Annotated in this window: 21 protein-coding genes; 5 read left to right on the top strand and 16 right to left on the bottom strand. The window is 52.4% G+C overall.

Features of this window, described 5'->3' with window-relative positions; genetic code table 11:
• Nucleotides 1–2: 2 nt before the first annotated feature.
• From KME12_17955 to KME12_17995, 9 genes are all read right to left on the bottom strand, one after another.
• Nucleotides 3–1,487, bottom strand: coding sequence for a hypothetical protein (locus tag KME12_17955; GenBank protein MBW4489671.1), 1,485 nt, complete (start codon nucleotides 1,485–1,487; stop codon nucleotides 3–5).
• Nucleotides 1,488–1,500: 13 nt separating this feature from the next.
• Nucleotides 1,501–3,225, bottom strand: coding sequence for a type IV secretion system DNA-binding domain-containing protein (locus KME12_17960; protein MBW4489672.1), 1,725 nt, complete (start codon nucleotides 3,223–3,225; stop codon nucleotides 1,501–1,503).
• Between the two features lie 45 nt (nucleotides 3,226–3,270).
• Nucleotides 3,271–3,969: a hypothetical protein gene (locus KME12_17965; protein MBW4489673.1), complete on the bottom strand. Its 699-nt coding sequence runs from the start codon at nucleotides 3,967–3,969 to the stop codon at nucleotides 3,271–3,273.
• A gap of 1,680 nt (nucleotides 3,970–5,649) precedes the next feature.
• Nucleotides 5,650–6,426 (bottom strand): hypothetical protein, encoded by a 777-nt coding sequence (locus KME12_17970; GenBank protein MBW4489674.1) that lies wholly within the window; start codon nucleotides 6,424–6,426, stop codon nucleotides 5,650–5,652.
• Between the two features lie 18 nt (nucleotides 6,427–6,444).
• Entirely contained in the window at nucleotides 6,445–7,581 is a 1,137-nt protein-coding gene (locus KME12_17975; protein ID MBW4489675.1) for a hypothetical protein, read from the bottom strand.
• Between the two features lie 98 nt (nucleotides 7,582–7,679).
• On the bottom strand, nucleotides 7,680–8,822 hold the full coding sequence (locus KME12_17980) for a hypothetical protein (GenBank protein MBW4489676.1): 1,143 nt from the start codon (nucleotides 8,820–8,822) through the stop codon (nucleotides 7,680–7,682).
• A complete protein-coding gene (locus KME12_17985) occupies nucleotides 8,812–11,640 on the bottom strand; it encodes a hypothetical protein (protein MBW4489677.1) in 2,829 nt (942 codons plus the stop codon). Before KME12_17985 ends, KME12_17980 begins: the two co-directional genes overlap by 11 nt.
• A complete protein-coding gene (locus KME12_17990) occupies nucleotides 11,637–11,990 on the bottom strand; it encodes a hypothetical protein (GenBank protein MBW4489678.1) in 354 nt (117 codons plus the stop codon). The genes KME12_17985 and KME12_17990 overlap by 4 nt, the downstream gene beginning before the upstream one ends.
• Nucleotides 11,991–12,103: 113 nt before the next feature.
• Nucleotides 12,104–12,817 carry a hypothetical protein gene (locus KME12_17995; GenBank protein ID MBW4489679.1) on the bottom strand — a complete coding sequence of 238 codons (714 nt, stop codon included), beginning with the start codon at nucleotides 12,815–12,817 and terminating at the stop codon, nucleotides 12,104–12,106.
• A 360-nt stretch (nucleotides 12,818–13,177) separates the two neighbouring features.
• Between KME12_17995 and KME12_18000 the strand changes: the two genes are divergently transcribed.
• Together KME12_18000 and KME12_18005 are read left to right on the top strand one after the other, a co-directional pair.
• On the top strand, nucleotides 13,178–13,933 hold the full coding sequence (locus KME12_18000; GenBank protein MBW4489680.1) for a response regulator transcription factor: 756 nt from the start codon (nucleotides 13,178–13,180) through the stop codon (nucleotides 13,931–13,933).
• Nucleotides 13,934–13,969: 36 nt separating this feature from the next.
• Complete coding sequence (locus tag KME12_18005; GenBank protein ID MBW4489681.1) at nucleotides 13,970–15,088, top strand: HAMP domain-containing histidine kinase; 1,119 nt, start codon at nucleotides 13,970–13,972, stop codon at nucleotides 15,086–15,088.
• Between the two features lie 8 nt (nucleotides 15,089–15,096).
• On the opposite strand, the gene lepB is transcribed toward KME12_18005, so the two are convergent.
• From lepB to KME12_18040, 7 genes are all read right to left on the bottom strand, one after another.
• Complete coding sequence (gene lepB, locus KME12_18010; GenBank protein ID MBW4489682.1) at nucleotides 15,097–15,654, bottom strand: signal peptidase I; 558 nt, start codon at nucleotides 15,652–15,654, stop codon at nucleotides 15,097–15,099.
• A complete protein-coding gene (locus tag KME12_18015; protein ID MBW4489683.1) occupies nucleotides 15,651–15,857 on the bottom strand; it encodes a hypothetical protein in 207 nt (68 codons plus the stop codon). The genes lepB and KME12_18015 overlap by 4 nt, the downstream gene beginning before the upstream one ends.
• A gap of 5 nt (nucleotides 15,858–15,862) precedes the next feature.
• A complete protein-coding gene (locus KME12_18020) occupies nucleotides 15,863–16,366 on the bottom strand; it encodes a hypothetical protein (protein ID MBW4489684.1) in 504 nt (167 codons plus the stop codon).
• Nucleotides 16,363–16,893, bottom strand: coding sequence for a hypothetical protein (locus tag KME12_18025; GenBank protein MBW4489685.1), 531 nt, complete (start codon nucleotides 16,891–16,893; stop codon nucleotides 16,363–16,365). The genes KME12_18020 and KME12_18025 overlap by 4 nt, the downstream gene beginning before the upstream one ends.
• A 108-nt stretch (nucleotides 16,894–17,001) precedes the next feature.
• Nucleotides 17,002–18,258 carry a hypothetical protein gene (locus tag KME12_18030; protein MBW4489686.1) on the bottom strand — a complete coding sequence of 419 codons (1,257 nt, stop codon included), beginning with the start codon at nucleotides 18,256–18,258 and terminating at the stop codon, nucleotides 17,002–17,004.
• Between the two features lie 144 nt (nucleotides 18,259–18,402).
• Nucleotides 18,403–20,166: a relaxase domain-containing protein gene (locus KME12_18035; GenBank protein MBW4489687.1), complete on the bottom strand. Its 1,764-nt coding sequence runs from the start codon at nucleotides 20,164–20,166 to the stop codon at nucleotides 18,403–18,405.
• Between the two features lies 1 nt (nucleotide 20,167).
• The gene (locus KME12_18040; protein MBW4489688.1) at nucleotides 20,168–20,743 is read right to left on the bottom strand and encodes a hypothetical protein; all 576 of its coding nucleotides are present in this window, start codon (nucleotides 20,741–20,743) and stop codon (nucleotides 20,168–20,170) included.
• Nucleotides 20,744–20,758: 15 nt separating this feature from the next.
• On the opposite strand from KME12_18040, the gene KME12_18045 reads away from it, so the two are divergent.
• From KME12_18045 to KME12_18055, 3 genes are all read left to right on the top strand, one after another.
• Nucleotides 20,759–20,920, top strand: a complete 162-nt coding sequence (locus tag KME12_18045; protein MBW4489689.1) for a hypothetical protein — start codon at nucleotides 20,759–20,761, stop codon at nucleotides 20,918–20,920.
• A gap of 232 nt (nucleotides 20,921–21,152) precedes the next feature.
• A complete protein-coding gene (locus KME12_18050; GenBank protein ID MBW4489690.1) occupies nucleotides 21,153–22,247 on the top strand; it encodes a ParM/StbA family protein in 1,095 nt (364 codons plus the stop codon).
• The gene (locus tag KME12_18055) at nucleotides 22,244–22,693 is read left to right on the top strand and encodes a hypothetical protein (protein ID MBW4489691.1); all 450 of its coding nucleotides are present in this window, start codon (nucleotides 22,244–22,246) and stop codon (nucleotides 22,691–22,693) included. Before KME12_18050 ends, KME12_18055 begins: the two co-directional genes overlap by 4 nt.
• Nucleotides 22,694–22,829: the final 136 nt, after the last annotated feature.

The raw sequence follows: 22,829 nt of genomic DNA on the forward strand, positions 1-22,829 counted from the left end.
ATTTAACCTCGCTCCATTTCTCGATTGAATGGTTGGATTGTGTCACTGCTTATTTCATCAGCAGCTAAGGCCAGCGTCGCTTCTTGTGCCATCTCTGCCAGTTGTTGAATTTCTGTGGGGGTGAAATTCGTCTGAACGCGATCGCCATCTAGGATCAGAAGGTGGCCATTGGAGGTACTGGCAACTAAGCCTGCTCCTTGTCGTTGGATCGCCATTCCCGTTTCGGGGCTCTCCAGTTCTCTGACTCCCGTTTGCTCAAAAAAGGATTGCAGTTGATTTAATGTGACCAGCTCCAGTCGTTGTTCCTGTTGCACCCTGAACGCGATTGCTTGATGGATCGCCTGAGTTTCCACCAAATCCTCCGTAACTTCAACGTGCCCCACCACAGAACTTGCGGGCGTGGGTCGCCCAAGGTCATCTACGGATACTAGAAGCACAGGCGACTCGGACAACACCTCGTGATGTAGGGTCTCGACATTTCCCATCTGTTGTCCGTTCGTCGCCTCTACCTCTGAAAGGGGACGTTGCTGCATTTCGAGTGACGGAGTATCCGAGAAAAAAGCTAGCAGTTTTTTGGGCATCGGGGCCTGAGGTGGTAGATTTCGCTGCCGTTGCAGTTCTTCATTCAGCAGCTGGTAGACGAGATTGAGGTCGTCCGTTAGGTTCTCAGGGGCTTGAATGGTTGAGTCTAAATTGAATGGGTCGAAGTCCAAGATAATGTCTCGCTCGGGAGAGAGCGTCACATCCACCCCCTGCTGCTCATCCATGACGTAGAGACCCCGGCCTCCATCCGGTTGCTCCGGGGCGTAGTGCTGAAGCATATAGCGAGATAAATCCTCAACCTGGTCAGGAGTGGCGTTGAGTTGACTTACCGCGATCGCGTCGGCTTGAATCTTGACGATTTCTGGGTACAAGGTATTCACCTGAACCTGCCCATCGGCGATCGCAAAGTGTTCTATGTTGTCCACTTCAATGCGGGCAGCAGTGTGCGCCATTTTTACGGGTAGCGATCGCTCAGACTCGATGGGATATTCCAGAAGTTGCCGTAACGTGATGATTTGTTCGGGGCGCAACTCCTCCAAAGCGGGGAGCAAAAGTGGGAGGGGGCGCTCAATCACCGCATCTCCTAGCTCAATCCGGACGGAAGTTTCAGTCGGGTCCAAGTTGAGAGGCACTCGAGGTGAGAGCCCTAAGGGGTCGGAATCCCGGTAGGGCAGTGCGGCAAAATCCCTCCCTTCGATCCGTAAGCGCTCTGGTTGCCCTTCTAGTACCGGAGGGGATACCTGCCCGCCGAGTGCTGGCATCGGATCTCCTGCCAACAACCCCTGTTTTGGCCCTTCCTCGACCTCAATATCAATCCGAGGTATTGCCTCTGGCTGCGTACTACTCTCGAGGTCTAGTTTGGCGAGGAGTCGGGCGATCGCCTCACAGATTTGATTGATATCGTGTTGCACTCGGTGAGCTGCACCTGCATCCATAAAAACCATTGACTCACCTCCTTTAACGTTTCACTTTCAATTTGCCGTTGGCGATGGAGGTTTCTTCCATGGGTTGCGGTAAGATGCGCTCCGCTTCCGCTTCTCGCTCAGCAATCATGCGTTCGGTGTAGATTCGCAATTCGTCTCGAGTCAATTTGGGTTGAGGACTGCGCTCGGCGAGTCGTCCTTTCACCTTCTGATTCCAAAGCTTCCGGGCTTTGTTCTGCTGTTGTTCAATCGCTTCAGTGAGTTTGATTTTTTGAGCGATCGGAATACTCACTTCATCTTTGAGTGAGATTGCGGGATTAATCAAAATACACTTTCCCGGAGCCAGCCTGAGAAACTGATCCGGGCTAAAGAGTTTGCGGGTGCGTTCATTGTCTGAGACATTGGTGCTGGCTTTACCGCCACTGCGCCCCTTGGATTTCTGCTTCAGAGCCAAATGCTCTTCGCCAATATAGTCACTCGACCACTGGGCTGATTTCAGCTCCTGCGGGTTAAACCAGGCTTTGGTGGCACAGTTCGACAAAATGGTGCGCGACATCGCCTCACCGTAGCGCTGTTCCAACTGGCCAAAATCTTGATAGCCCATAATGGTAATGGCTCCTGCCGAGCGCTGTGTGGCAAAGGCAGTGGCTAAATCAATTCCCACGGTTGGCGCTTCATCGAGGATAAAGACAAAGGGGTCTTTACGGGCGATCGCCACATTGCGGTCGAGCACCATTTGCATAATGCCGGTCAGAAAAGGAGCCAGCGCCGTTTTGATCGCTTTATCCATACCAATCACCACCAACTTCTTGCCTTCCAGGGTTAAAGGGATGGTGGTGGGGCCACAAAAGGCATTGGCAAGGCCAGGGGTGGTGAAGGGCACGAACAGGTTTTGTGCCGTGCCCCGAATGCTATCGGCGGTCTTCTCACTCCCTGCGACCGAGAGATACTGTGAAAACGTATTTTTGGTGAGTTTACTGAGCTGGGGAGAATTCTGAATCCGCTTAGGTAAATCGGTCATCGATAAAATGACCTGACACATCATCATGTCCGGGAAACAAGTTTGTTTGGCCAAGAGCAGTACAGCCTGGATGAGTAGATCTCCGGCGATCGAGAAGAAGGGATCATCAGAGGCATTTTTATGTTCTGAGCGCATACAGTTGTGCATGACGGAGGCCAGTTGACGCGCTGCCATCCCGTCCATGTCGTCGAGCAAAAAGTCCAAAGGATTACAAATCTCTGATTCCGGCATCCCAGGTGCAAACACATGCACGTCATAACCTGCTTTGGTGGCAGTGGGTAAGACCACGGAAACCAAGCTGTCATTGGGTTCGGTGTACTTAAAGTCGTAGACGAGTGTGGGCATCTCCTGCTCAATGGCAGACTGAGCGATCGGCAGCACCATACTGGCGGTCTTACCCGAACCTGCCCCTCCCGAAATCGCTACGCCTCGCTGGGCATCGGGTAAATACAGGGAGTTGTAGATCTTGAAAGCAACGACATTGTGCTTGCGGGCTTCGATTTGTTTGAGAGCTTTGCGCCGAGCTGCTGCTTTCTCTCGGCTACTAGCGAATCGCGCGGTGGCTAAGCGTCCTTTCTTACCTTGTCCCTGCCCCAGCCAGGACAGCGCCACAAAGCCAACGAGCGCCAGGAGCAACATCAGACCATTCCCGCCTTGCAAGGAATTGAGTAGGCTGCTCCCAGAATGGACCAAACTGTGAGTCGCAGGGGTTGAGGAATGCGTCATTGGGTTGGGCATCGTGCCTCCCTTAGTTGAGGATCTCGTTTGTCATGCAGCCTAGGTTTACGGCATCACTGAGCGCTGGTTAACAGACACTGAAGCCTCTCCCATTTCGGCTAAGCGGGAGATGAGGGTTATTGAAACGTGGGATTGAGCGATCGCTTGGTGAAGCGGCAGGCCATTGCGAACGCGCGCTAGAAACGCTTGAGTCCGCCGAATGACAGGACTATTGCTTTCAATCAAACCTTGAACGACTGCCTGTTGTAGTCCTCGTTCGACCGCTTGCCAGTTTGCAGGATGCAAATTTGCCCCCCTAGAATGGCTTTCCGGGGTAATCACCACGCTGGCGTATTGTGCCTCTCCACTGCCATAGCCCACCTTAAACAGGTAGACCTTGCGGCCATAGGCAGACTGGGTCACGACTGTCAGCAAAGTGGTTGGAGTGGCGGGCAAATTGGGAAAGGAGATGCCTGTGACTCGCCGCAAGTGGATCAAAGATGCTCCCGCTTCTAAGTTGCTATCGAAGTCGATCGTCAACCTGTTGGGGTCATCTAACCAAGCTCGGTGGATGGTTTCGCCAGTGTGGGTAAAGTCAATATTCGTCCCCGATCCTGGCCAAACGCTGATCTGGGCTCCGTTGCCACTCAATCCTTGGGCCTGCATCTGAGGAATGGAGCGAGTCATCGGTGTGGCGATCGCGCTCAGCGGAGCCGATAGGAGGGTGGCGATCGCAAGCAGAACAAAGATGGGTACTGTTCTCATGGCTGGCAACTTCAAATGAATGGTGGATGAAAACTTGTAGGGCTTGACCGGCGGGAACCACCCACAGAGCGGGTCGGTTCACAATCTCTTGCATCTCCTGCTGATGCCGCTGTTGCACTTGTTGTGCGAGAGAACCAAACGCCCCCTGTAAGATGCCACCGACGATATTGGCATCTCCATTGTGGATAGACGTAGAGGAAAGATAAGGGGAAGTGGTGGTGCTTTCAGAATGAGGGCGATTCAGCAATTGCCCAACTTGTCCTAATGCGCCATAGAGAGCTCTGTTTCGATCCAGGCGCGCCAGTTCCCGATGCCCCGACTTTTCTCGTTCTGCAAGAATGGGTTTTCCCTGTTCCCGGGTGATGAGAATGGCGTCAGGCGGTAAACTGACTACCTCTCCACCGTGGGGGGTGGGGAGGACGGCATGGGTGGCAGTCAGCTGCACGAGGCCACTTTGGGAAATCGAATTGACCTGGGCAATGAGTTGAGTGTCTCTGGGTAGCGCGATCGTGCCATTGCCTGTGGCAACCGCATCATTTAAGCGAATGGAGAAGCGTTGCGGTTGCTCTTCAGCTGCCAAATCTTCGGCCCAGAAAATGGGGGTTTGGAGAGTGGCGCTCGCCATTGCTCCTGGGAGAACTGGGTCAAAATCACTGGGGTGACCCGATAGGATGGCAGTGACATCAGCTTGGTAACGAGAATCGTCCCAAGCGCTCGCAAATTCTACCGCTGGGGTTCCAGGTTGACTAACCACGGACACCACCGCTTGCGGATGACGCTTCGGGAACTCGACTGACGCTGCCGTTTCATCGGATACATCACGAGACGAAGCACTCGGCATTTGTCCATAGCTACCCGCTACCAGCGCTTGTTGCCATGCCGTTTGGGGATCTACCGCTGGGGCTGGGGAATCAACGCTTGAGACGACAGGAGACGTGGCAAAAGCACGGACTGGAGATGAAGTCGGAGCAATGGAGGGTGGCATCCGGACTGGAGTGTAAGGGACGCTGCTGTAATTAGCAGTCGTAATCGTTCGAGTTGGGCTAACAGGCGTTGGAGTTTGCGTTCTGGAAGTTGAGGGAGATGGATAGGCCTGCGCTTTGGGTGTGGGTCCATTACGGATCTGAGCTTGGTGATTTAACGTCTGAGCCTGACTTCCTAAAGCATTGATGGTTTTGAGATTACCGATTTGCTCTTGTGCTGGGTCCACGGATGTCTTGTCTGCTGTTGGTGGAAGTTGAGTCGGTTCTGGCTGTTTAACAACCGGCTTGATATTCTGCACGCTCCAGAGAAATAAGCCTAGACCAGCGACCCCCACCCCGATGATGGAGGCTACAAATCCACCCTTGGCCCAAGGATTGGTCCAGAGGGTTGGCTTCGTTGCAGCTTGTTCTTCTTCAGATTCGAGTAAATCTTCTGGGTCCAGCAAATCCGTTTTGAGTGTTGCGGGTTGGGGGACTTGCTCCTCAACCTCATCCGAGAAAAGTTCATCGACCGGCTCCTCGCTATTGGGAGCGATCGCGTCTATTCGTTCGGGGGGCTGAGTCAGGGGTGTGGATGGATGTCTACCTGGGGGAGGGTCTGGCTTAAACCCAGTCAGTGCTGCCAGCATTTCCCATTCCCCAGCCGGTAACTCGACATGAGATAAGGGATCATTGTCTTCAAACATGGCGATAGTTCTTAGGGATTGAGGGTTTGAATATCGAGATCTCGCATCTCCCGAATCTGTAAGCCACTTTGCTTCAGGCGATAGACAGCTTGCTGGATGGGAGTGGAATGATCCGGAAGGGGATCTGAGGTGGGTTCGATCGCTGCGACAAATACGGACTTATTGAAGGGAACGGTTAACCCTTGAGGGTGGGTGCCATCAAAGATCAAGAGGTTAGCTACTACATCCACCTGCCAGGTATCGTCGTCCAGCGGTTTGGGCTGAGAGACGGACTCAAAGCTCAACACACTTTGGGCGCTCCCAGTAAAGACTTCTGAGGGCGTCAGGGTGGCGACGGCTGCGAGAAATTTGCTGCGAAAGTCTTCTTGAAACGCAAAAGAGGCTTGCCAACTCGAGGTCGTTACTTTTCCACCGCCACTGCCTAAAGAAACGCCTGGATCAGACATTTGTCGAGTGGTCGGTGAAATCAGCCTGCCTGTGGTTGCGGGGTCAGCGGGTACGGTTGCGACCTTGGTGTTCCAGGTGAACATGAGGGCCAAACTGTCTTTGACAAAGCGATGGACGGTTTCAGGCGTTCGCTGTAAATGATCGACTGGCTCCATTGAGACAGAGCGCCCATCTACCATTTGCACCATTGCTGGAGTTGGTTTGTGTGCCAGATGGGTTACCCGGACGGTGTTGATAATTCCCAGCAAGAGAACCAGTCCTTGAATGCCCAGCGTCCCGAGGGCAAACAGGGGCAGAATATCTGAAGAATCAAAGCGTCGTTTGGGTTTTAGGAGTTGCATGAGATCGGTGCTCCAAGATTACTGGTGATATGCCAGGTCATTTTCATTCAGGCTGACGTTGGGGGTATAACCCGTTAAAATCGCCGCTGCTCCTGTGGCCCCGGAGGAGATGACATTGAAAGTTGTCATGCCACCCCCAGCGGCTAAGGCAAGCGCTAATGCGGGAGCGAGCACACCCAGAATGATCAGAAATCCGGTGGTATCGGTGACTTCAGCGTTGACGACGACCCAGGCCGCGAGACCCACAATGATGTTGTAGGAAACCTGAGCGAGTCCCAGTGAGAAAAATCCGGTCAGCCAGGCCAAAAAAGGTTTGTACTCCAAGGCCAGCGAGCCTGCAACCGCAATCGGTCCCATGAGGGCGTTGAGCAGCAAGGCAAGTTCCAGAATATTGGTGAATGCCCAACCAAAGCCTAGGAGCAATCCTGACGCTAAATCTTGAAAGATCGATCCGGCAAATCCTGCTAACCCCGCAAAGAGAGGGTTGGCTCCCTCACTCAACACGCCAACCCCAGTGGCTGGTTGTTGATTGGCGGCGGTTAACCCCCGTTCGATCGCTTGTTGAATCTGACCCAATCCGCCCGGTAACTGGATGTGTTGGATGGGTTGAGCCTTGATGGTCTTCTGGACTTGCTCATGGGCTTGCTGGAGACAGGCTGCTTGTTTATCTGCGACCAACCCGTAACACTGGCTCACCTGAGTTCGCAGCTCTGCGGCTAAGGCATTTCCCAGAACGGTGGATTGCAAGGCGTCCTCGAGTTTGACTTCCAGAAACTCCAATTGCAACACTTGATGAGCTTGCGTGTGAATTACATTGCGAATGGCAAGGGTACTGCGTCCTAGAATCGCTCCGTGATTGGCGAGAAGCACCGCGATCGCCAGGGGCAGAATTAGGCTTTGCATCGCCGATGTCCAATCTTCTTGATCGACTAAGCGCCGCATGAATTGCAGCATAAAAAAGACTAGAGCACCCGCTGCAATGAAGCCCGCCAGATTGACGATGCCGTAATAAAGTTGGCTGTGAAAGAGACCGACCCACTGTTTGTTCCAAGCTTCACCGATTTGTTGGGTGGTCTCCATGCCGCTTGCGAGCAAATCGCTGGCCCCTTCCACGGCCAGGAGCGGGAACGTCAGGGGGGAGAGAGCAGAATTCATAAGTAGTAATTGAATTCAGGAATGGTCTAACCCTAAAACCTGTATGTGTTAGCCGTATGGCAATGAAGGGATCGAGAGATGGAATTGCGATGTCAAAGCTATTTTGTTTGCCCTGGCAGGTAGAAGTTTGCGGCACTGTTGAGGACGTAGAGAGCGGCCCCCATGCGTTCTGCGTGGTGCATCCGGTTCGCTTCATCCGCCGCTTCTGAGATGTTAGTGTTGACGACGCTATCGGCGGCCATCTGCTGGCGAACGCCCATCAACTGCGCGTAGCTTCCAGCGCTCAGAGAAGATTGAGCCGCCGTCATAGCAGTCAAATCTTTCATGACATCTTGGGTCACATCTTTGGTTTGAGCGGCGGCAGCAGTTTGCTGAATGGATTGCAATGCCTGAGAAGCTGCCTGGGTATCCGCTGCCATCTGCTGTTGTCCTGCCGTCCCAATCACGGTTTGGGCCATTCCGCGACTGGCTAGGCGATCGCTTTCGGACTTCACTGAATAGGCAATCGCTTGAGGATTGGTATTGAAGCGATCGCTCTTCTGCAAGCGAGGATGATTGGGTTGCCGTGCCATCTGGTCGATGGCTGCATGGGTAGCTTGAATATCGGGTAGACCCAACGCGCCAACCTGAGGCGTGATTCCAGAGTCTCCAGGCGCTTTCGGAATTTGCCCCACTGGGTTGTTGAGTGAGATATCGAGTCCTGGCTCTCCACTTCCGTGACTTCCACTGTTTCCATTCCCAGAACTGCCGCCTAATAAGTCATTCAAGATGTTCTGGAGAAAGGTCGTGAAGGAGCGTAGGAGGGATTGGAAAGGGTTGAGCAGGGTTGCTGTTCTTCCAGGACTGCCGCCAAAAATGCTGCCGATTTTGTCCTCAATGGGTCCTAGAACTTCATCGATCGCACCTCCAACAGCTTGGTGGAGAGTGTTTTCGACCTGATTAACGGCACCAGTAATCGTTTGATTAATCGTATGCTCAACCTGATTGACTGTCCCGTTAATCGTGTTTTGAACTTGGTTAATGGGGCTGAGTACCTGGTTCGTGACATTCGTAACCGTTTGACTCAGGGTGTGGTTGAGCTCCTCCAGCGGGCCTGCTTTGGCATAGGGTGCAGCCAGGGTTAAGACAAACCCTAGACCAGTGAGTATCATCGCCGTGCGCTGAAAACTCAACTGGGAGAATTGAGAGCTGGGCTCTTTTGTGGGTGCTTCGGTATCTTCACCCTCTGAATTAAGCAGCATGAATAAACTCCTTCTTTTCTAAAGTGGACGAGGAAATCGCTGGAGCGATCGTTTCGAGGGAGGCTCCATTGCGAATGGCGCTCACGTATTGCTCGGCAAACTTGGCCATGCCCAAAAGTTTCTGGGCTGGGTATTGAGCTAAGACGCGAGAGCGAGCGGCTTGCTCATCGGGGTTGTTGGCAACCGTGGCAATTTGGATGGGGCTCGGGTAATAGCGGCAGTAGGTGTAGGTGCCATCAATATCGAGCAGCCAGTTGGAGTACAGCTCAGAGCGCCGGGGAAAGAAATGTTCCCCCGCGTTACGTGCAATGATGCCTCGCTCATAGTTGAGGTGTCTCACAAAGGACTCGATCGCCAGGGGTTGAATCCGCCCAATCAGACGAGCGTTCATGTTCTGCATGATTTGTTGCCCTGCCACCGAGTTCATGATGGTGTCGGGGTCTTGGGCTGAGAGGAACACCCGAATCCCAGATTTTGCCCCGTTGGCGCAGAGCCGTCCGATTAAGCGAGCGATCGTGTTGAAGGCGAACAGAATGGGTGATTCATCAATGAAGAAGATCGACTTTGGACTTTCCAATGCCCGTCTTAGCGCAGCAGAGTAGGCAGACAGCGAGAGCACTGCGGCTTCGTTCTCGTTGCTGAGGTTTCGCAAGGCAAAGACCAACAGTTGAGCATTGGTGGGAAAAGAGGAGGGATGTCCGATCGCCTTACCAATCCGCGAGGAATTGAGCCAGTAATCGAGTTGCAGCATCATCTGCGTCTGGGCACTGCGAATTGAGCCGATGTCATCCTCTATCCCTAGTTTTTCAAGGGTGCAGAAGCTCATGAAGTCAAACAGCGTGGGCATCTGCTTCCAGGGGATCGAACCGAATCCCGCCTCATGCGCTGCTGCGTATCGTTCGGTAATTCCGGGGTCACTGAAGAAGTTAGTCAGTGCTCTTCCAATGAGCGATCGCACCGTTTGCTCCAGCAAGGGATCTTGTTGGGCCGAGGGCAGCACCATTGTGACCAGCGCCCCTTCGAGAAATGCTTTGTAGTCATCAAAGCGTTCTAAGCGTTTTTCTTCACTGAGGTTGAGATGGCGCAGGTCAGGCAACTCCATCAGGTTGTTGCTCTCTTTGCCGATGTCGAAGTAAGCGGCTTGAGGTTTGAGAAATTCAGCGTAGTCAGAAAACGTTGAGGTGCCATCCGGTTTGGGATAGTCTAGGGCGACCACGGGATAGCCTTCGACCAGAAAACGGCTGAGTGCACCGGAGAGAAGGACCGATTTGCCAGAGCGGGTGGTGCCGTAGCAGGCGATGTTGCGGTGCTCGTGGATGAAGTCAACCCGCACCGGACTGCCACCTTCATCGGCAATGAGTTCTAACCCAGAGCGATCGCCTGGTTTGGTCATCGTCAGAGACATCAGCCCCGGGGCTTCGTGGGAGAGATAGGTCATTTGCCGTTTGAAGGGGGCCCCCAAGAGCTTTTCCCAAGAGCAAGGTAGCGTTTGCAGCCAGATCTGCCAGGTGAGTTCTGTTTCCCGCACTACTTTAGCGGGAAGCTGGAAGCATTCAGAGAGCAGAGTGCAAGCTTCGTTCAACTGGGTTGGTGTGTCTCGATGGACGAGAAATACGGTTGCCACCTGAATCGGCATGGCTCCCTCATAAAGCTTGGCTTGAGCTTGCACTGAGCGTTGAGTCTTGATGTAGGCTGCCACATCAATGCTGGATTTGCGCTCTGCCAGTTGAGCGGCCACGTTATTTTGCTTGATTAGGCGTTGCATGTTTACCTTGACCAGGCTGGCATTGGTGCTGGCTACCTGACAGAACACTTCTGTGTCAAATACCTGGGGACGACAAAGCACGTTCCACAAGAAACGTAGTTGTTCTTGCACACTTAAAAAGCCACCCGGTTTCGCTGTAAAGGTCAATACCCCCACATACTTGCCCTTGATCTTCATCCATCGCCGATCCGCTTTGGGCACTGTGGTATGCCCCTGTTCTCCCTGAATCAACATTGTGGCTGGATGTACGTCACTCGCCACAATTTCAGAGAGCCCCTGGGGATTGAAGAGCAGGTATTGGGGCACGTCGGGGGCAGGCGATAGGTTAAATCGGGTCCAGATCTGCTGCCACAATTGCTGAACATCCATCGGTTTGACATCTAAGCCCATTTTGATGTTGAGCAGTTGCTCCCAGCGTAAATAGCCTTCCGTCAAGACCCGTTGCAGGGTATCTTCCAGGCGTTGTTCGGCGACCTCATCTCCCTTGCCTTTGAACACCTCCCAGCACTCCACAACTTTTGCGAGGGACTTCTCAATCCAATCGGCATCACTGGAGGTTTTCTGGTTCGGTTCAATGGTATAGGTGGCGTAGAGATGCAACTGCTTGGGTTTACGAATCCCTGCCGTTTTCAGCTCCTGTGCCCGAGTCTTTTCGCTCATCAAGAGCAGACGCAATTCTGGAGAAGGAGCTTTCGCTAGCAGTTGATCGAGTTCTGCTTGGCGATCGCAGTCCTCACGAAACGATTGCAGGTGCAGTGTGAGATGACCGCTCGCAGGCAGTTCTTTGAGGGCAGATTCCAGTTTGTTCAAAGTAGGTTTGATTTGCTCCGAGCGCAGGGTATCGTGGATACCACTGCTGGCAAAGCCAAAGACAAACTGGTAGCGGTTTTTGCTTTTTTGCAGAATCGCAGTGCCAACACTTCGTCCCTTCAACTCCAATTGAGCGAAGCCAGCGAGGGCATTGAAGTCTTCAAAGGCCGATTGAGTCACCGTCTTTTTCTGCTGTCCCCGCTCTAGCAGGGTGACTCGCTTTTTACCTAATTTTGGTTTCATGATTTTCTCCGCTTGCGGCTGGGTTTGCGACTCCGTTTCGTCGCCCGTTTTGCTAGCAGGCTGATGTAGGGTTGGTTGCCCAACGTCCAGCGCGGCACCCCCTGAAACTTGCTCAAAAATCGCCAACTTTCATCCCCCGTTAAGGCCCACCAGGTTCCCATCCCCCAAGCCGCGATCAAGCAAGTTGCAATCCAGGGCAAGCCCAAAAGTCCCTGACAGATGAGGTAAGAGACGACAATAATGCCAATCCAGGCCACCACCTGCTCGCCCGGGATGGGTCCTAAGCGAGGTTTGGCATTGAGGATTTGATTGACTGGCACAAATTCATCTTGGTTCGGTTCAGTCGCCATAGCTGGTTCGTAAGAGAAAGAATGGTAACGGCGATCTCGCTTGAAGTAGACTTCAGAAGGGACGTTCAATCACCGTTACTTGGGGCATCAAAGAGCTGAAACAGTGAAGGTGATTAGCTCGTGATGAGTGTGGTTAGCGCGTCCCCCATGACAATGCAAAGCACCACAATGAGTGGAATGCGAGCGGCGGTTGTCCAATCTTCATCGTTGCGGAACGCATTGATGACGCGGATCAAGGCAATGCCAATGTAAATGCAGAAAATGACTCGCAAGGTTCCAAAGATCAGGGGGATAAAGGTGTCCACGCCTTGAGCACCGTTGATCGCAAACAGCTGTTGCACGTATTGTTCAGCGGTGTTAAAAAATAAGGCTTGACTGGGGGCTGTGGCAGAGAACCAGGCACCACTGGCAAAGCACGTGGAGAGCCAAGGTAGCTTGTGCTCAGGAATGCCTGTCTTTGCGAGTAGCCTGCTCCAGAGCTTCTGGCAAAGGGGACTAGACCGGATGATGCCTTTGACAATCCGCAGGGTTAAAGCTGCGATCGTTGCACCGAGTATAAATAGAGGTGCGTGGAGAATCAGGTTCAGTCCCAGGATGGCACCAGAAACGAGCCAGGGAGCTAACTTGCGTAACTGAGTGCGAACCTCTTTGGACCAGAATCGAGATATTATCGCCCGCAAACCTATTCTCGACGTGGCAGGTGGAGTTACTTCGAGCAGGGATGCTGCATCAGGAGCAAGCGGCAGCGACAGAGATAATTTAAGGGGACAAGGTGCTTCAGCAGACTCTGGACTGAGTTCACGTTCCTGCAAGATTGGGTTAGACATAATTTCTCTCTGGGTAATCAGTATTGAGTGAGGGAATAACTTCGCAACTGACTTGAAGCCTAAGGCTCTCATGTGTCAGAGATATGTACACAGATAGAAATCGAGATGGAATTGGGATGTCAAATCGCTTTTTCTCAAGTTGGGTTATGCCCCCTTCAAATTGGGGCTTTTTTCTTTCACTTGCTAGCAGAAATGGCTAATTTTCGGCACAATAGATAAGGATGTTACAGAAGCGGGCAGTTGGGGCGCGAAATAGCTGCTCGATTTTCCTCAATTCCGGCTGTCATCTACCTTGAGGAAGCCCTCAAAACATGATCGAATTTGTGGATTTCTGTTAAATAACCTTTACTAGCACAAGACATGAACATTCTGGTCGTAGAGGACGAGCTCAAGCTCGCGACTCTCGTTCAGCGTACTTTACAGTCTGAAGGCTATCAGTGTGAAGTTGCCCATGACGGAGAAGCAGGGCTAAAGGTCGTCCGTGAACAGCAACCCGATCTAGTGATCCTCGATATCGGGTTGCCCAAAATCAATGGTTTAGACGTTTGTAGTCGGATTCGTCAGAGTAAAACGATTCAGAAAGACCCTTACATCCTGATGCTGACGGGCAAGGGGGATGAGGTCGATCGCATCATTGGGCTGCATACTGGAGCCGATGATTATATGGTGAAGCCCTTCAGCTTGAAGGAGCTAGTAGCCCGGGTCTTTGCTCTTTTGCGACGAAATTTGCGAGCCGCAGAGCAGCTTCAAGCGACTCATCAGGTGCCAGAGACGGCTAAAACAGAAACTGCCATCATCACCGATCACTTCTTTATCGAGCCGGAGATGCGGCAGGTGATAGTTCAGAAAGCTCCCGGTGCTCCCATTGAATCAGTTGAATTGACGACCCTGGAGTTTGAACTCCTGTACACATTGGCGAAAAAGCCAGGGCGGGTCTGGACTCGAACGCAATTACTGGATGAGATCCGAGGCATTGATTATGTGGGGGACGACCGCACGATTGATGGGGCGGTGAAACGCTTGCGTCCAAAAATTTCCCCACTGAATGACTTAACTCGATTTATCAAAACCCATATCCGCCTGGGATATAGCTTTGAGGACAGCCGTCCCCGATAGGGCGAAAATGATATCGAAAGGGAAGGATGCAAGAAGATGGCTCGTCGCAAAATTCATCTCTCCCTGAGCCTGAGACTCTTTCTAGTGAATCTACTGGCGCTCGCACTAGGGGTGGCGGCAATCGGCATCGCCTATACTTACCGATCGCAAAAATTTTCAGATGGCTTCTCCAAGATTGTGAAGCCAAATGTTTTTGCTGATGGACGCAACCAAAATCAGGAGGTGATTGAGCTATTTAATCAAATCAATGCAGAAGGGATTGTATTAGCATTGCTATTTAGCCTCTTGAGTGCAGCAGGACTGAGTATTTTCATGACTTATGTACTGACTCGCCCTCTTAAGAAGATTGAGTGGGCTGCCAAGCGTTTCAGCGAGGGAGATATAGAATCGCGAATACCGCCCCTGGCAATTCCGGAGTTACATCACCTAGGGTTGACCTTGAATAGTGTGGCAAATCGGCTCCAAGGGGTGGAAGAGCGACGACAGGCCCTGATCAGTGAAGTGTCTCATGAAATGAGTACCCCTCTGATGATTATTTCTGGCTATCTGGAAATGATTGCAGAGGGGAGATTGCCCTCTGAGGAGGTGGTTGACGTAGCTCAAACCCTGCTGACCGACGCGGAGCGGATGCAACGTCTCCTGAGCGATTTACGAATGCTGGCACGAATTGAACTGGGTTCTCTCCCCTTGAACCTTCAGGTTGTTCAACCCCAACCCTTGATTGCAGAGGTGATTCGTGCTCTAGCGATCCAAGAGCGGCAGGAGGTTTGCCGTCTTATCCTAGAGTGTCCTGAGGCGCTTCCTCCCATTTTTGCTGACCCGGATCGCACCCGACAAATTCTGGTCAATCTAGTAACGAATGCGCTGAACTACACGCTTGAGGGCAGTGTAATCGTCTCTGTGAGCTATGACTCGAAGTACCTTTGGGTGAGTGTCACCGATACAGGGATTGGGATTTCAGCCGAGGATTTACGGCGGGTATTCGATCGCTTCTGGCGCTCCGCGCGATCGCGCGAGATGCGACAGGAAGGCTCAGGGATTGGCTTGGCACTCACCAAACGATTGCTAGAGGCACAGTCTGGCCGAATTGAGGTGGAAAGCGAATTGGGCCAGGGCAGTATGTTTCGATTTTGCCTTCCATTGGCTGAGCCTTAATAGTTGCATTATGGCAAATATCTAAAGCGGGTTAGGGGGTAGATGCGTATAGATGCCTGACCAATAATGTTTTGCCCTGGCACAAAGCCCCAGAAGTGGCTGTCATAGCTATGGTTTCGATTGTCTCCCAGGACAAAGTATTGTTGCTTGGGGACGATCACAGGCCCATAGTTATAGGTCGGCTGCTCTTTCACATAAGGCTCATCAATAACCTTACCGTTGATTAGCGTTTGTCCATTACAGATTTGCACCACATCTCCTGGTAGACCTACCACACGTTTGATCAGGTCATGATGCAAGTTTTGTGCCTCCAATTCTGGGGGAGCTTTGAATACTACTAGATCCTCTCGCTGAGGAGGATGGAATCGGTAACTGAGTTTTTCAACCAGCAGGCGATCGCCCACTTCCAGTGTTGGTTGCATGGATTCAGATGGGATGTAGCGCAACTCAGCAATCAAGGTGTGGATGCCCAACGCCATGAGTAACCCAACTGCAACGGTTTTGGTGGAGTCAATCCAGGGGTTGGGGGTGTCTTTACGAGAGTAAGTTGGGTGTAGGGTCGTCATAAAAATGTGCTAGCCAGTGCGAGAAGGGCAAGAATTGCTTTATAAGTCCAGTGAATTTGAGTTTTAGGACAGAGCAGGATGGCAAATCCCAGGTGTAGGACGCCAAGGAGAGGGTTTTGCCAGAGTTCTAGCCCGCCTACAATGGTGAGTAAGCCCGTCATGAACCACTCCAGCCATCCTACAAATCGAGCAAACCCGTCCATCTTGCTCACGGTAAACCCCAACGATTCTTGTGCTGCTGTCGGGCACTGTGTTGGGCTTGTTGCAGCATAGGGACAATTTCGGTCGGCAGGTTCTTCTGATTGGGGTGAAGTTCAGCGAGTCCCTGCGCTAGGAGAATCTGTTGTAAAAGTGTGCCACTGGGCAGACGGACGAGTGCCAAGGGAGACTCTGGACTCAGGAACTGGATGTCAATCTGGTTCTGATAAGCGTGAATCAGCATCCTCGCGGCGCGATTGGCTTGATTCTGCCAAGTGGCGTCAATAGGTTTGAGCCCTGCCAGTTGAATGCTTCGAGACGGATGTTGCGGCGAAAAGATTTGCCAGGTGTTGCTATCCATCGAGATCACCCTTGTCTGCGCCACTTTTTGTGACAGTAACTTCGGTGGTTGAGCGGATTGGAAAAGTTTTAGGATGCCCCAGCGCATCGCGATCGGTAGCAATAATCCCAGCAAGCTACTGTACACCAGTATTCGTGCTGGGCCTGCCTTCATGATTTGCTACCGAACCAGCGATTAATGAAGTGAAATTCGTGGAGCAGTAGGTTTCTGAGACGCTGTTGCCAGGATGGATTTAAGCGAAATAGTGGGGTTTGTCGGGCTAGGGCTTGCTGTAAATCCGCAATGCCTAAGCCAACAGCAGTCAGCTGCAACTCCAAATGCCCAATTTCTGGAACTGCCCCTCTCCCAATCGAGCGTTGCCCCAGGAGATTCACGACTCTGGTTGCGGTCTTAATCTGTTCCACCAAGCATTGCATTAAGGCTGCATCACTTTTTTGATCCAGCACATCATCAAAGATGCCATCCTCCCACCTGATTTCTTGCATGAGCGTATTTATATCGACAGGTAGCCCTGACTCGGTAGTAGAGGCTGATGTGGCAGCAGCGCCGGGAACGCCTGCCAACAAGTTGCCAAAGAGTGTTTTCATCGCCATCCGATCGCCTTCAGACAGTTCATCCTTCAGCGAGGGGTCGCTCAAAACTTGATCTAAAAATCCCTCTAATGGATTCGGTTCGCTCATATGAGTTACGCCTCAACTTAAGAATGTTCTTACCTTAGAGAGTGGATGTGTTAGAGATATGGGAACGAAGGGGAATTAAGATGGAATTGGTGTGTCAAAGCTGAATTCTCACCCTCGCTCCGTCTCCCCTGGTTTTGGCGATGGGGTCTCTATGGAATCTTTTGAAAGGAACTCGAATACCTGTAGGTCCTCTGCTTCTGTCCGTGGACCAGTGTCTGAGCCTTCAGCATCAGACACTCTAGAGCGATCGCGACGGTAGGTGTGAATCAGGCTGCGGTCGTGATCGGCTGACGGTTGCCATTGTGGGTGTTTCACCTGAAGCCACGCCTGGAGAGATTGCATCTGCTCAACGTCGAATGGGGTAATATTTCCCAGCTGCTCCAGCCCTTGCAGTTGCCAGCAGTTCTGATCGCAGTAGTCGTGCCAGTTCGTTGCTGATACCAAGCGAGAGCTTCGCTGTTGCGCCCCGCGATCGCCAGGGCGATCAATCCAGAAGGTGTCAGTTGCAGGAACATAGCCAAAGCGATAGTTGCCGATGCCACTAACGTAGCTCTGATCCGCTTCATCTAGGTGCAGCGTTCCATGTTGTTCCTGATAGGCGAAGAGTTGTTCCGCGATCGGCAAGATGGCATTGGCTCGACTGATTTGCTGTTCCCAGTATGTGCCTTGCCAACCGTCGCGGGGATCTGCTAGAGCTTCAAAACGGATGGATTGCGGCTGGGTGAGCCAGGTATCAATGTCCTGCCAAGTTTGGAGGTCATTGCGGCTCAATGACTGTGCATCCTCCCTTTGCACGCTATAGGTCATTGCGGCATCGTCGCGACTAATGAGATAGACCGCGTCATCCACCGTGACTCGGTAAAACCATTCGTTGCTGTTGAGAGATTCCTTATAGGCCTCCGTTCCCTGCTCTACATAACACTCAAATAGTCGGGCAGCAGTAACTGAGATAGCCTCTTGTGCTTCAGGGAGGAGGGAGTGCTCTAGTTTCCAGGCTTGTTGTGCCGAAGAGGTGAATGATCGTAAGTCAACCGTCTCAGGAACCGCCTGGTCATCTAAAAAAGCGTTCAGTTCCCGGAATTCCTCCAGTTGTTGATCAGTGATTTGGGAGCTGTTGCCAGAGAGAAACGCCTGCTCATGATATCCCAACTGCCAGCTGCCAGCATTCGCCGTCATCCAAAGCGAATCAGACTCGGGGTTGTAAATCAGGGTATGCTCGTTGCCTACATATTGCCAGAAGCCATCTTTCGTTCTCTCCAAGCTGCCCCGATCCTGAGCCAGGGCTAAGGTTCGCTCTAGAATCAGCCGAACTTCCTGAGCGCGAGACTCTTGTTCTGGGGAGGATGAGTCAGATAGATACATCATGATGAAGCGTCTCCCTGGGATGTGGGTGAGTGATGGATCTGGAGGTGGGCTGGCTTTTGCCCCAATGAGGTGACGTGAAGCAACCCGACCGTCAGGGCACTGGTCAGAAGGGCGAGAACGCCAGCCTCAAGGAGTTTGGTCAACCTACCGCTCTCTTTCCAATTCGAGATCGTCTGTTTCCAAGGATTGAGCCAGGTAGTTTGCGCCTGAGTCCGACGTTTCCTGGGGTGAGCCGTGCTCAGTCCGGTTAGGGCATGAATCATCAGATCGAGCTTCGTCCTCAGCTCGTACCATTGTTCGTCGCTCATACCGCTCGAGGACTTGGGCCACGAGTTCATCCAATGCGCGAAACTCTGTTCCAAGTCTGCTTGTTTCGCCGTTGCCTCCAGCATCCGTGCTAGTCCTGCCATGCTCTGAGGGAGTGGCTTGAGGTCGGCAATCAAATTGTTCACCTGCTGGTGGCTCGCCAACTTCTGAACCATCTGCTGCAATTGGAGCATCTGCTCGCTCGTCGCTGGTACAGGGTTCTGGGTTGACGTGTTCGGTTCGACTGCGTTTGCCTCCGGGGGTACCATACGCCCTAGCTGCATTCGTCTCTGGTGAGCAGGCAAGCTCTGAGGAGAACTGGCGATCGCTGGGGCTGGGTTCTCTAAAGGCTGCGATCGCGGTGGTAGCTTGACCACTGGGTTGCGGGTGGGGTTTCCTTGATAAGGGTTGCTGGATTGAACCACTGTGGGTGGAGCTATCCGTTTGGGAGAACACTTCTTGAACTCGTTGAAAAACATAGGAGCTCGTTCCAATTAAGGGGATGAAAGGGTTGGACAGGTAGGCATCAATGGTCTGCTGAAGTGTGGAGAACGGGAGAAGCCCTGGTTGCAGAAGAGCTTGACGTTCCAGTTCTCTGCGATCTATGGACTGGGTGTGTCGTTGCCCCAGCCACTGCGAGAGCCACTGCCTGACTTGAGCGATTGCAACCGGTTCTGTGGCTTCTGTTTGGGTGGGCTGAGGCTGAAGTGCGATTAAGCCCATTGCCCGCGCTTGGCGCTGCCAGCAGCATTGCAGTTCATCGCGGTCGTACTCTACTTTGCTGGGGCGAGTTATCCGATTGGCCCAGGCTTGCGCCTTGCTGCTGGCTCCGACTCCTACAGCTTCCTCAATCTGGTTGAGGCGGCGACTGAAGGCGCGAAGCTGTTTGTTTGTGAATCCCTCTAATTCCCATAACCCGTGTCGCCGGTTGGTGACGTAGACGGAATATCCTAAGTCCTGCGCGGCGCAAGCTAGCTCGTTTCGATAAATCTGCCCCAGCAGCATCTTGGCTTTATAGATCTCCGTATTGTCGAGACTTTGCCAGTGCCCTGTTTTGGGGTGGCGCTGAAGGTTGAGAATCACGTTATGGGTGTGAAGCTGGGGATCGAGCGCGCGACTGGTCTCGTGGTGGAAGCAGGCGATCGCGACTTCTCCAGTGGGCACCTTGAATCGCTTTCCTCTCTCAGTAATGCGAGTGCAGGCATAGCGTGCTTCCACGACCCTCAGCATTTCGCGGTTTGCTTGTTGGTGGGCAAGTTCTAAGAGGCGATCGCCAAAGACTAGAGCTTGCAAACTCACGGACTTCGGCGCACTAGTCGTCAGATCAATCCCTGCCCGTTCGGTTGGGGCAGGCTCTCCTAGAGCTTTCGCATTGAGTTGCTGCTGATGGAAGCGAGTTTTGTTCACTAGGATGAGTCCGGTGGGCGATTTGCCAGCCAGCAGTTGATTGAAATCGGCAGGTAGGACGGCTTGTACCAGCCCTAATCGGTTGCTGCTGTTGCCGCACCACTCGCTGGAGGGCGTTGTGGAAACGCCCGTCTTCCCTTCGCTGTAATACCTGGAGGCATAGGTGGGGGATACATTGGCAATTGAAACAACCATGTTATTCCTCCTGGTCGGGGTCTGGAGTGGGAGGGGTTTCGATGCCAAGCCGGATCGCATAGCGTGTGAGTTCTGCCTTAATTGAATCTGCCATGTCCTTGCGGTCGAGCTTTTCTTCAGGGAGTGCCACATCGAGCAGGATGTGTTCACCTGCTAGAATCAGCGCTTCCACTTCTCGGCGCGTGAGGGAAGCCAGGGCAAAAATATCTGGCAACAGTGCCAGCAGTGGGTGAAACTCATCCAGGAACACCTGGTTTTCCGTGAAGAGTCGCGTGATGTCCCGTCGCGTTTGTTGCTGTTCTTGGATTAAGGAGGCAACGATCGGCTCTAACCCCTGTTTGAGCAGAGAATCGTCAAACTTCAGGTGCGGCTCGGTTTGGGTAGGTGCAGCAGATGGGGCAATTTTCGCCAACTGATTTGCCCCAGGTAGCGGTAGGTTGGCTGCAAAGAACGCTCGGACGACTTGAGAGATTAAGTCAGAGGTGCGGATTCCGGCTTGGGCGGCAATCTCGTCGAGTTCTGCGGCTTTTTCATCCGGGAAGTAAACCCGGTACTCTTTATGGTTTTTACGAGTCATAGGAGGTGATAGACATTGAGTGCGACTGTCACGCGACAAGCTGCGACCGTCACGCGACGAGAGGCGTTAGGTATGGCGCAAACTAACCCTGAGTGGCGCGACATGGGCGATCGCTACTGGAGATGCAGTCCATGCTCCTCACGTTACCGAGACAATATGTCAACGAGATGGAATTGAGAGGATCGGGGGATGGAACTGCTGTGTTTTTGGAGGCGATCGCCCTTCATGATATTTCTTTGACCAGAACAGACTTATTTGACATCACAATTCCATCTCAATCGCTATTCATTCGCATACGGCTGACACATGGAGTTTCTACTCTCAGGTTTAGAAACAAAGATCAACTGCGTCAAAAGTGCGTCAGAAGTGCGGCAAAAAAATTTTTCATTTCTACTTAGAGATTAAAGCGATGTCACAGTATCAACTATTTGTCGATTTAGGTATGTCAGGCACAAAAGCCTCGCTATCGAATGGAACCAAGTTTCAGAGTTATCTCTGCCCGTCTCGGGTAGCAGACTTGCCACCATCGGAGTTGCAAATCCTGCGCGATCAGGGGACACAGTTTGGTGGGGGTCTGGAATCGGGGGCTTACCTTCAGCTTGGTGATACGGCTTATGCTCTGGCAGAAGATGCTGAGGGGCGATCGAACAAAACTACGGCCATGCTCCGCAAGAGTACCCTGGCGCATCTGCGTATTTTGGGAGTGGCTGGAGAAATGGCGTACCGCTTCCAGGTGTCATCCTTACCCATCAACCTAGGGGTCGCCTTGCCCTTTAATGAATATCTCTCGGATCAACATGAAGTGGCCCGGGCCTTACAGGAAGTGCATCACTTTACTTACCGGAGTCGAGATGTTGAACTCTTGCCCCAAGTCATTAAGGTTCTGCCGGAAGGAGCAGGCCTCGTGCAGTGGCGCAAAATTCAGGCAGCCAAGCGAGGAGAAACGAATCAAACCTATGTGGTGGTGATGGTGGGCTACCGGGATTTGACATTTTTGGTTTTCCGTCAAGGCAAACCGCCGACGGGAGAACCGAGCAGCACGGTCAAACTGGGGTATCTGGAATGCTTGCAATCGATCGCTCAGGGGATTTGTCAGCCGGAAAGCTCCTATTTGCTCGATGCTCTGTTGCATGGACGAGGTACCGTTGCCTTTCCGGACCAACCGGGAAAAGTCTTTGAGCTAGTCGATCGCCGCCAGAAGGCAGAAGCTTACTACTGGGAACAGGTGAGGCATCATCTGAGCGATAAGTTTGCCGCGCTCGATGTCCCGCGATATGAAGTGCTGGTGGGCGGTGGAACTGCCTTGACTGAGCTAAGACCTCAGTTAGAATCATTTCTCAGTAACCTGCCAGGAGCCACAATTAACTGGATGCCAGATCTGTCGCGAGAACTGGCAACGGTATTGAGAATTCCAACCGAAGCCAATCAGGCTCGGTTTGCTGATTGTTTTGGGGGAGCTAAGTGGTTAGCGATGAAATTTGCTCAAATCGCGGAGGTGGCATGATGGCAAAGTTAGAACGAATCATTGTTCGTCTGGATGTGCCGAGTCACTGGAATGAAGGTAAGATTCTAAAATTTCTGCAAACTGACCCAGGGCTTGATTTCAAAGAAGCGGTGCTACGGGCACTCAGAGGATATTACCTGCCCGAAGCTCTCGAGGACGAATTAGAACCCGTCCAGTTTCGGCGCGTGGTTGAAGCGGCGATCGCTGATTTGCAGTACCGGGCCTTTCAGCTGCAACTGCAGTTTTGTCCGGATATGCCGTTGATGCTTCCAGCCCAAGTTATGGCAGGAATGACACAACTGCCCTATTCCCAGTGCTTACAATCTGCTTCCCTAGCCAGAAACTCAACTCCAACTGAAGATGGATCTGCGGTTGAAACGACAATCACCCAGATGCGGGAAAGTCTGAGCGACGTGGATTTGAATCAAGTTCTAGATGATTTTTAGGTTATGACCGAATTCTGTTCTCTTAGTATTGTTGGGTTTGCCATTCTAGCGATCGGGCTACACCTGAGCGCCCTCATCAAACCGTGTCGCCAGCCCCGGCGTCGGCTACCGACTCGTTATCTATCTCCTGCCTCTC

Source organism: Trichocoleus desertorum ATA4-8-CV12, assembly GCA_019358975.1.
In the GTDB taxonomy this organism is placed as follows: Bacteria; Cyanobacteriota; Cyanobacteriia; order FACHB-46; family FACHB-46; genus Trichocoleus; species Trichocoleus desertorum_A.

Coding starts and splice junctions, on each gene's coding strand:
- KME12_17955 (MBW4489671.1), bottom strand. CDS start 1,487: ATGGTTTTTATGGATGCAGGTGCAGCTCACCGAGTGCAACACGATATC.
- KME12_17960 (MBW4489672.1), bottom strand. CDS start 3,225: ATGCCCAACCCAATGACGCATTCCTCAACCCCTGCGACTCACAGTTTG.
- KME12_17965 (MBW4489673.1), bottom strand. CDS start 3,969: ATGAGAACAGTACCCATCTTTGTTCTGCTTGCGATCGCCACCCTCCTA.
- KME12_17970 (MBW4489674.1), bottom strand. CDS start 6,426: ATGCAACTCCTAAAACCCAAACGACGCTTTGATTCTTCAGATATTCTG.
- KME12_17975 (MBW4489675.1), bottom strand. CDS start 7,581: ATGAATTCTGCTCTCTCCCCCCTGACGTTCCCGCTCCTGGCCGTGGAA.
- KME12_17980 (MBW4489676.1), bottom strand. CDS start 8,822: ATGCTGCTTAATTCAGAGGGTGAAGATACCGAAGCACCCACAAAAGAG.
- KME12_17985 (MBW4489677.1), bottom strand. CDS start 11,640: ATGAAACCAAAATTAGGTAAAAAGCGAGTCACCCTGCTAGAGCGGGGA.
- KME12_17990 (MBW4489678.1), bottom strand. CDS start 11,990: ATGGCGACTGAACCGAACCAAGATGAATTTGTGCCAGTCAATCAAATC.
- KME12_17995 (MBW4489679.1), bottom strand. CDS start 12,817: ATGTCTAACCCAATCTTGCAGGAACGTGAACTCAGTCCAGAGTCTGCT.
- KME12_18000 (MBW4489680.1), top strand. CDS start 13,178: ATGAACATTCTGGTCGTAGAGGACGAGCTCAAGCTCGCGACTCTCGTT.
- KME12_18005 (MBW4489681.1), top strand. CDS start 13,970: ATGGCTCGTCGCAAAATTCATCTCTCCCTGAGCCTGAGACTCTTTCTA.
- lepB (MBW4489682.1), bottom strand. CDS start 15,654: ATGACGACCCTACACCCAACTTACTCTCGTAAAGACACCCCCAACCCC.
- KME12_18015 (MBW4489683.1), bottom strand. CDS start 15,857: ATGGACGGGTTTGCTCGATTTGTAGGATGGCTGGAGTGGTTCATGACG.
- KME12_18020 (MBW4489684.1), bottom strand. CDS start 16,366: ATGAAGGCAGGCCCAGCACGAATACTGGTGTACAGTAGCTTGCTGGGA.
- KME12_18025 (MBW4489685.1), bottom strand. CDS start 16,893: ATGAGCGAACCGAATCCATTAGAGGGATTTTTAGATCAAGTTTTGAGC.
- KME12_18030 (MBW4489686.1), bottom strand. CDS start 18,258: ATGATGTATCTATCTGACTCATCCTCCCCAGAACAAGAGTCTCGCGCT.
- KME12_18035 (MBW4489687.1), bottom strand. CDS start 20,166: ATGGTTGTTTCAATTGCCAATGTATCCCCCACCTATGCCTCCAGGTAT.
- KME12_18040 (MBW4489688.1), bottom strand. CDS start 20,743: ATGACTCGTAAAAACCATAAAGAGTACCGGGTTTACTTCCCGGATGAA.
- KME12_18050 (MBW4489690.1), top strand. CDS start 21,153: ATGTCACAGTATCAACTATTTGTCGATTTAGGTATGTCAGGCACAAAA.
- KME12_18055 (MBW4489691.1), top strand. CDS start 22,244: ATGATGGCAAAGTTAGAACGAATCATTGTTCGTCTGGATGTGCCGAGT.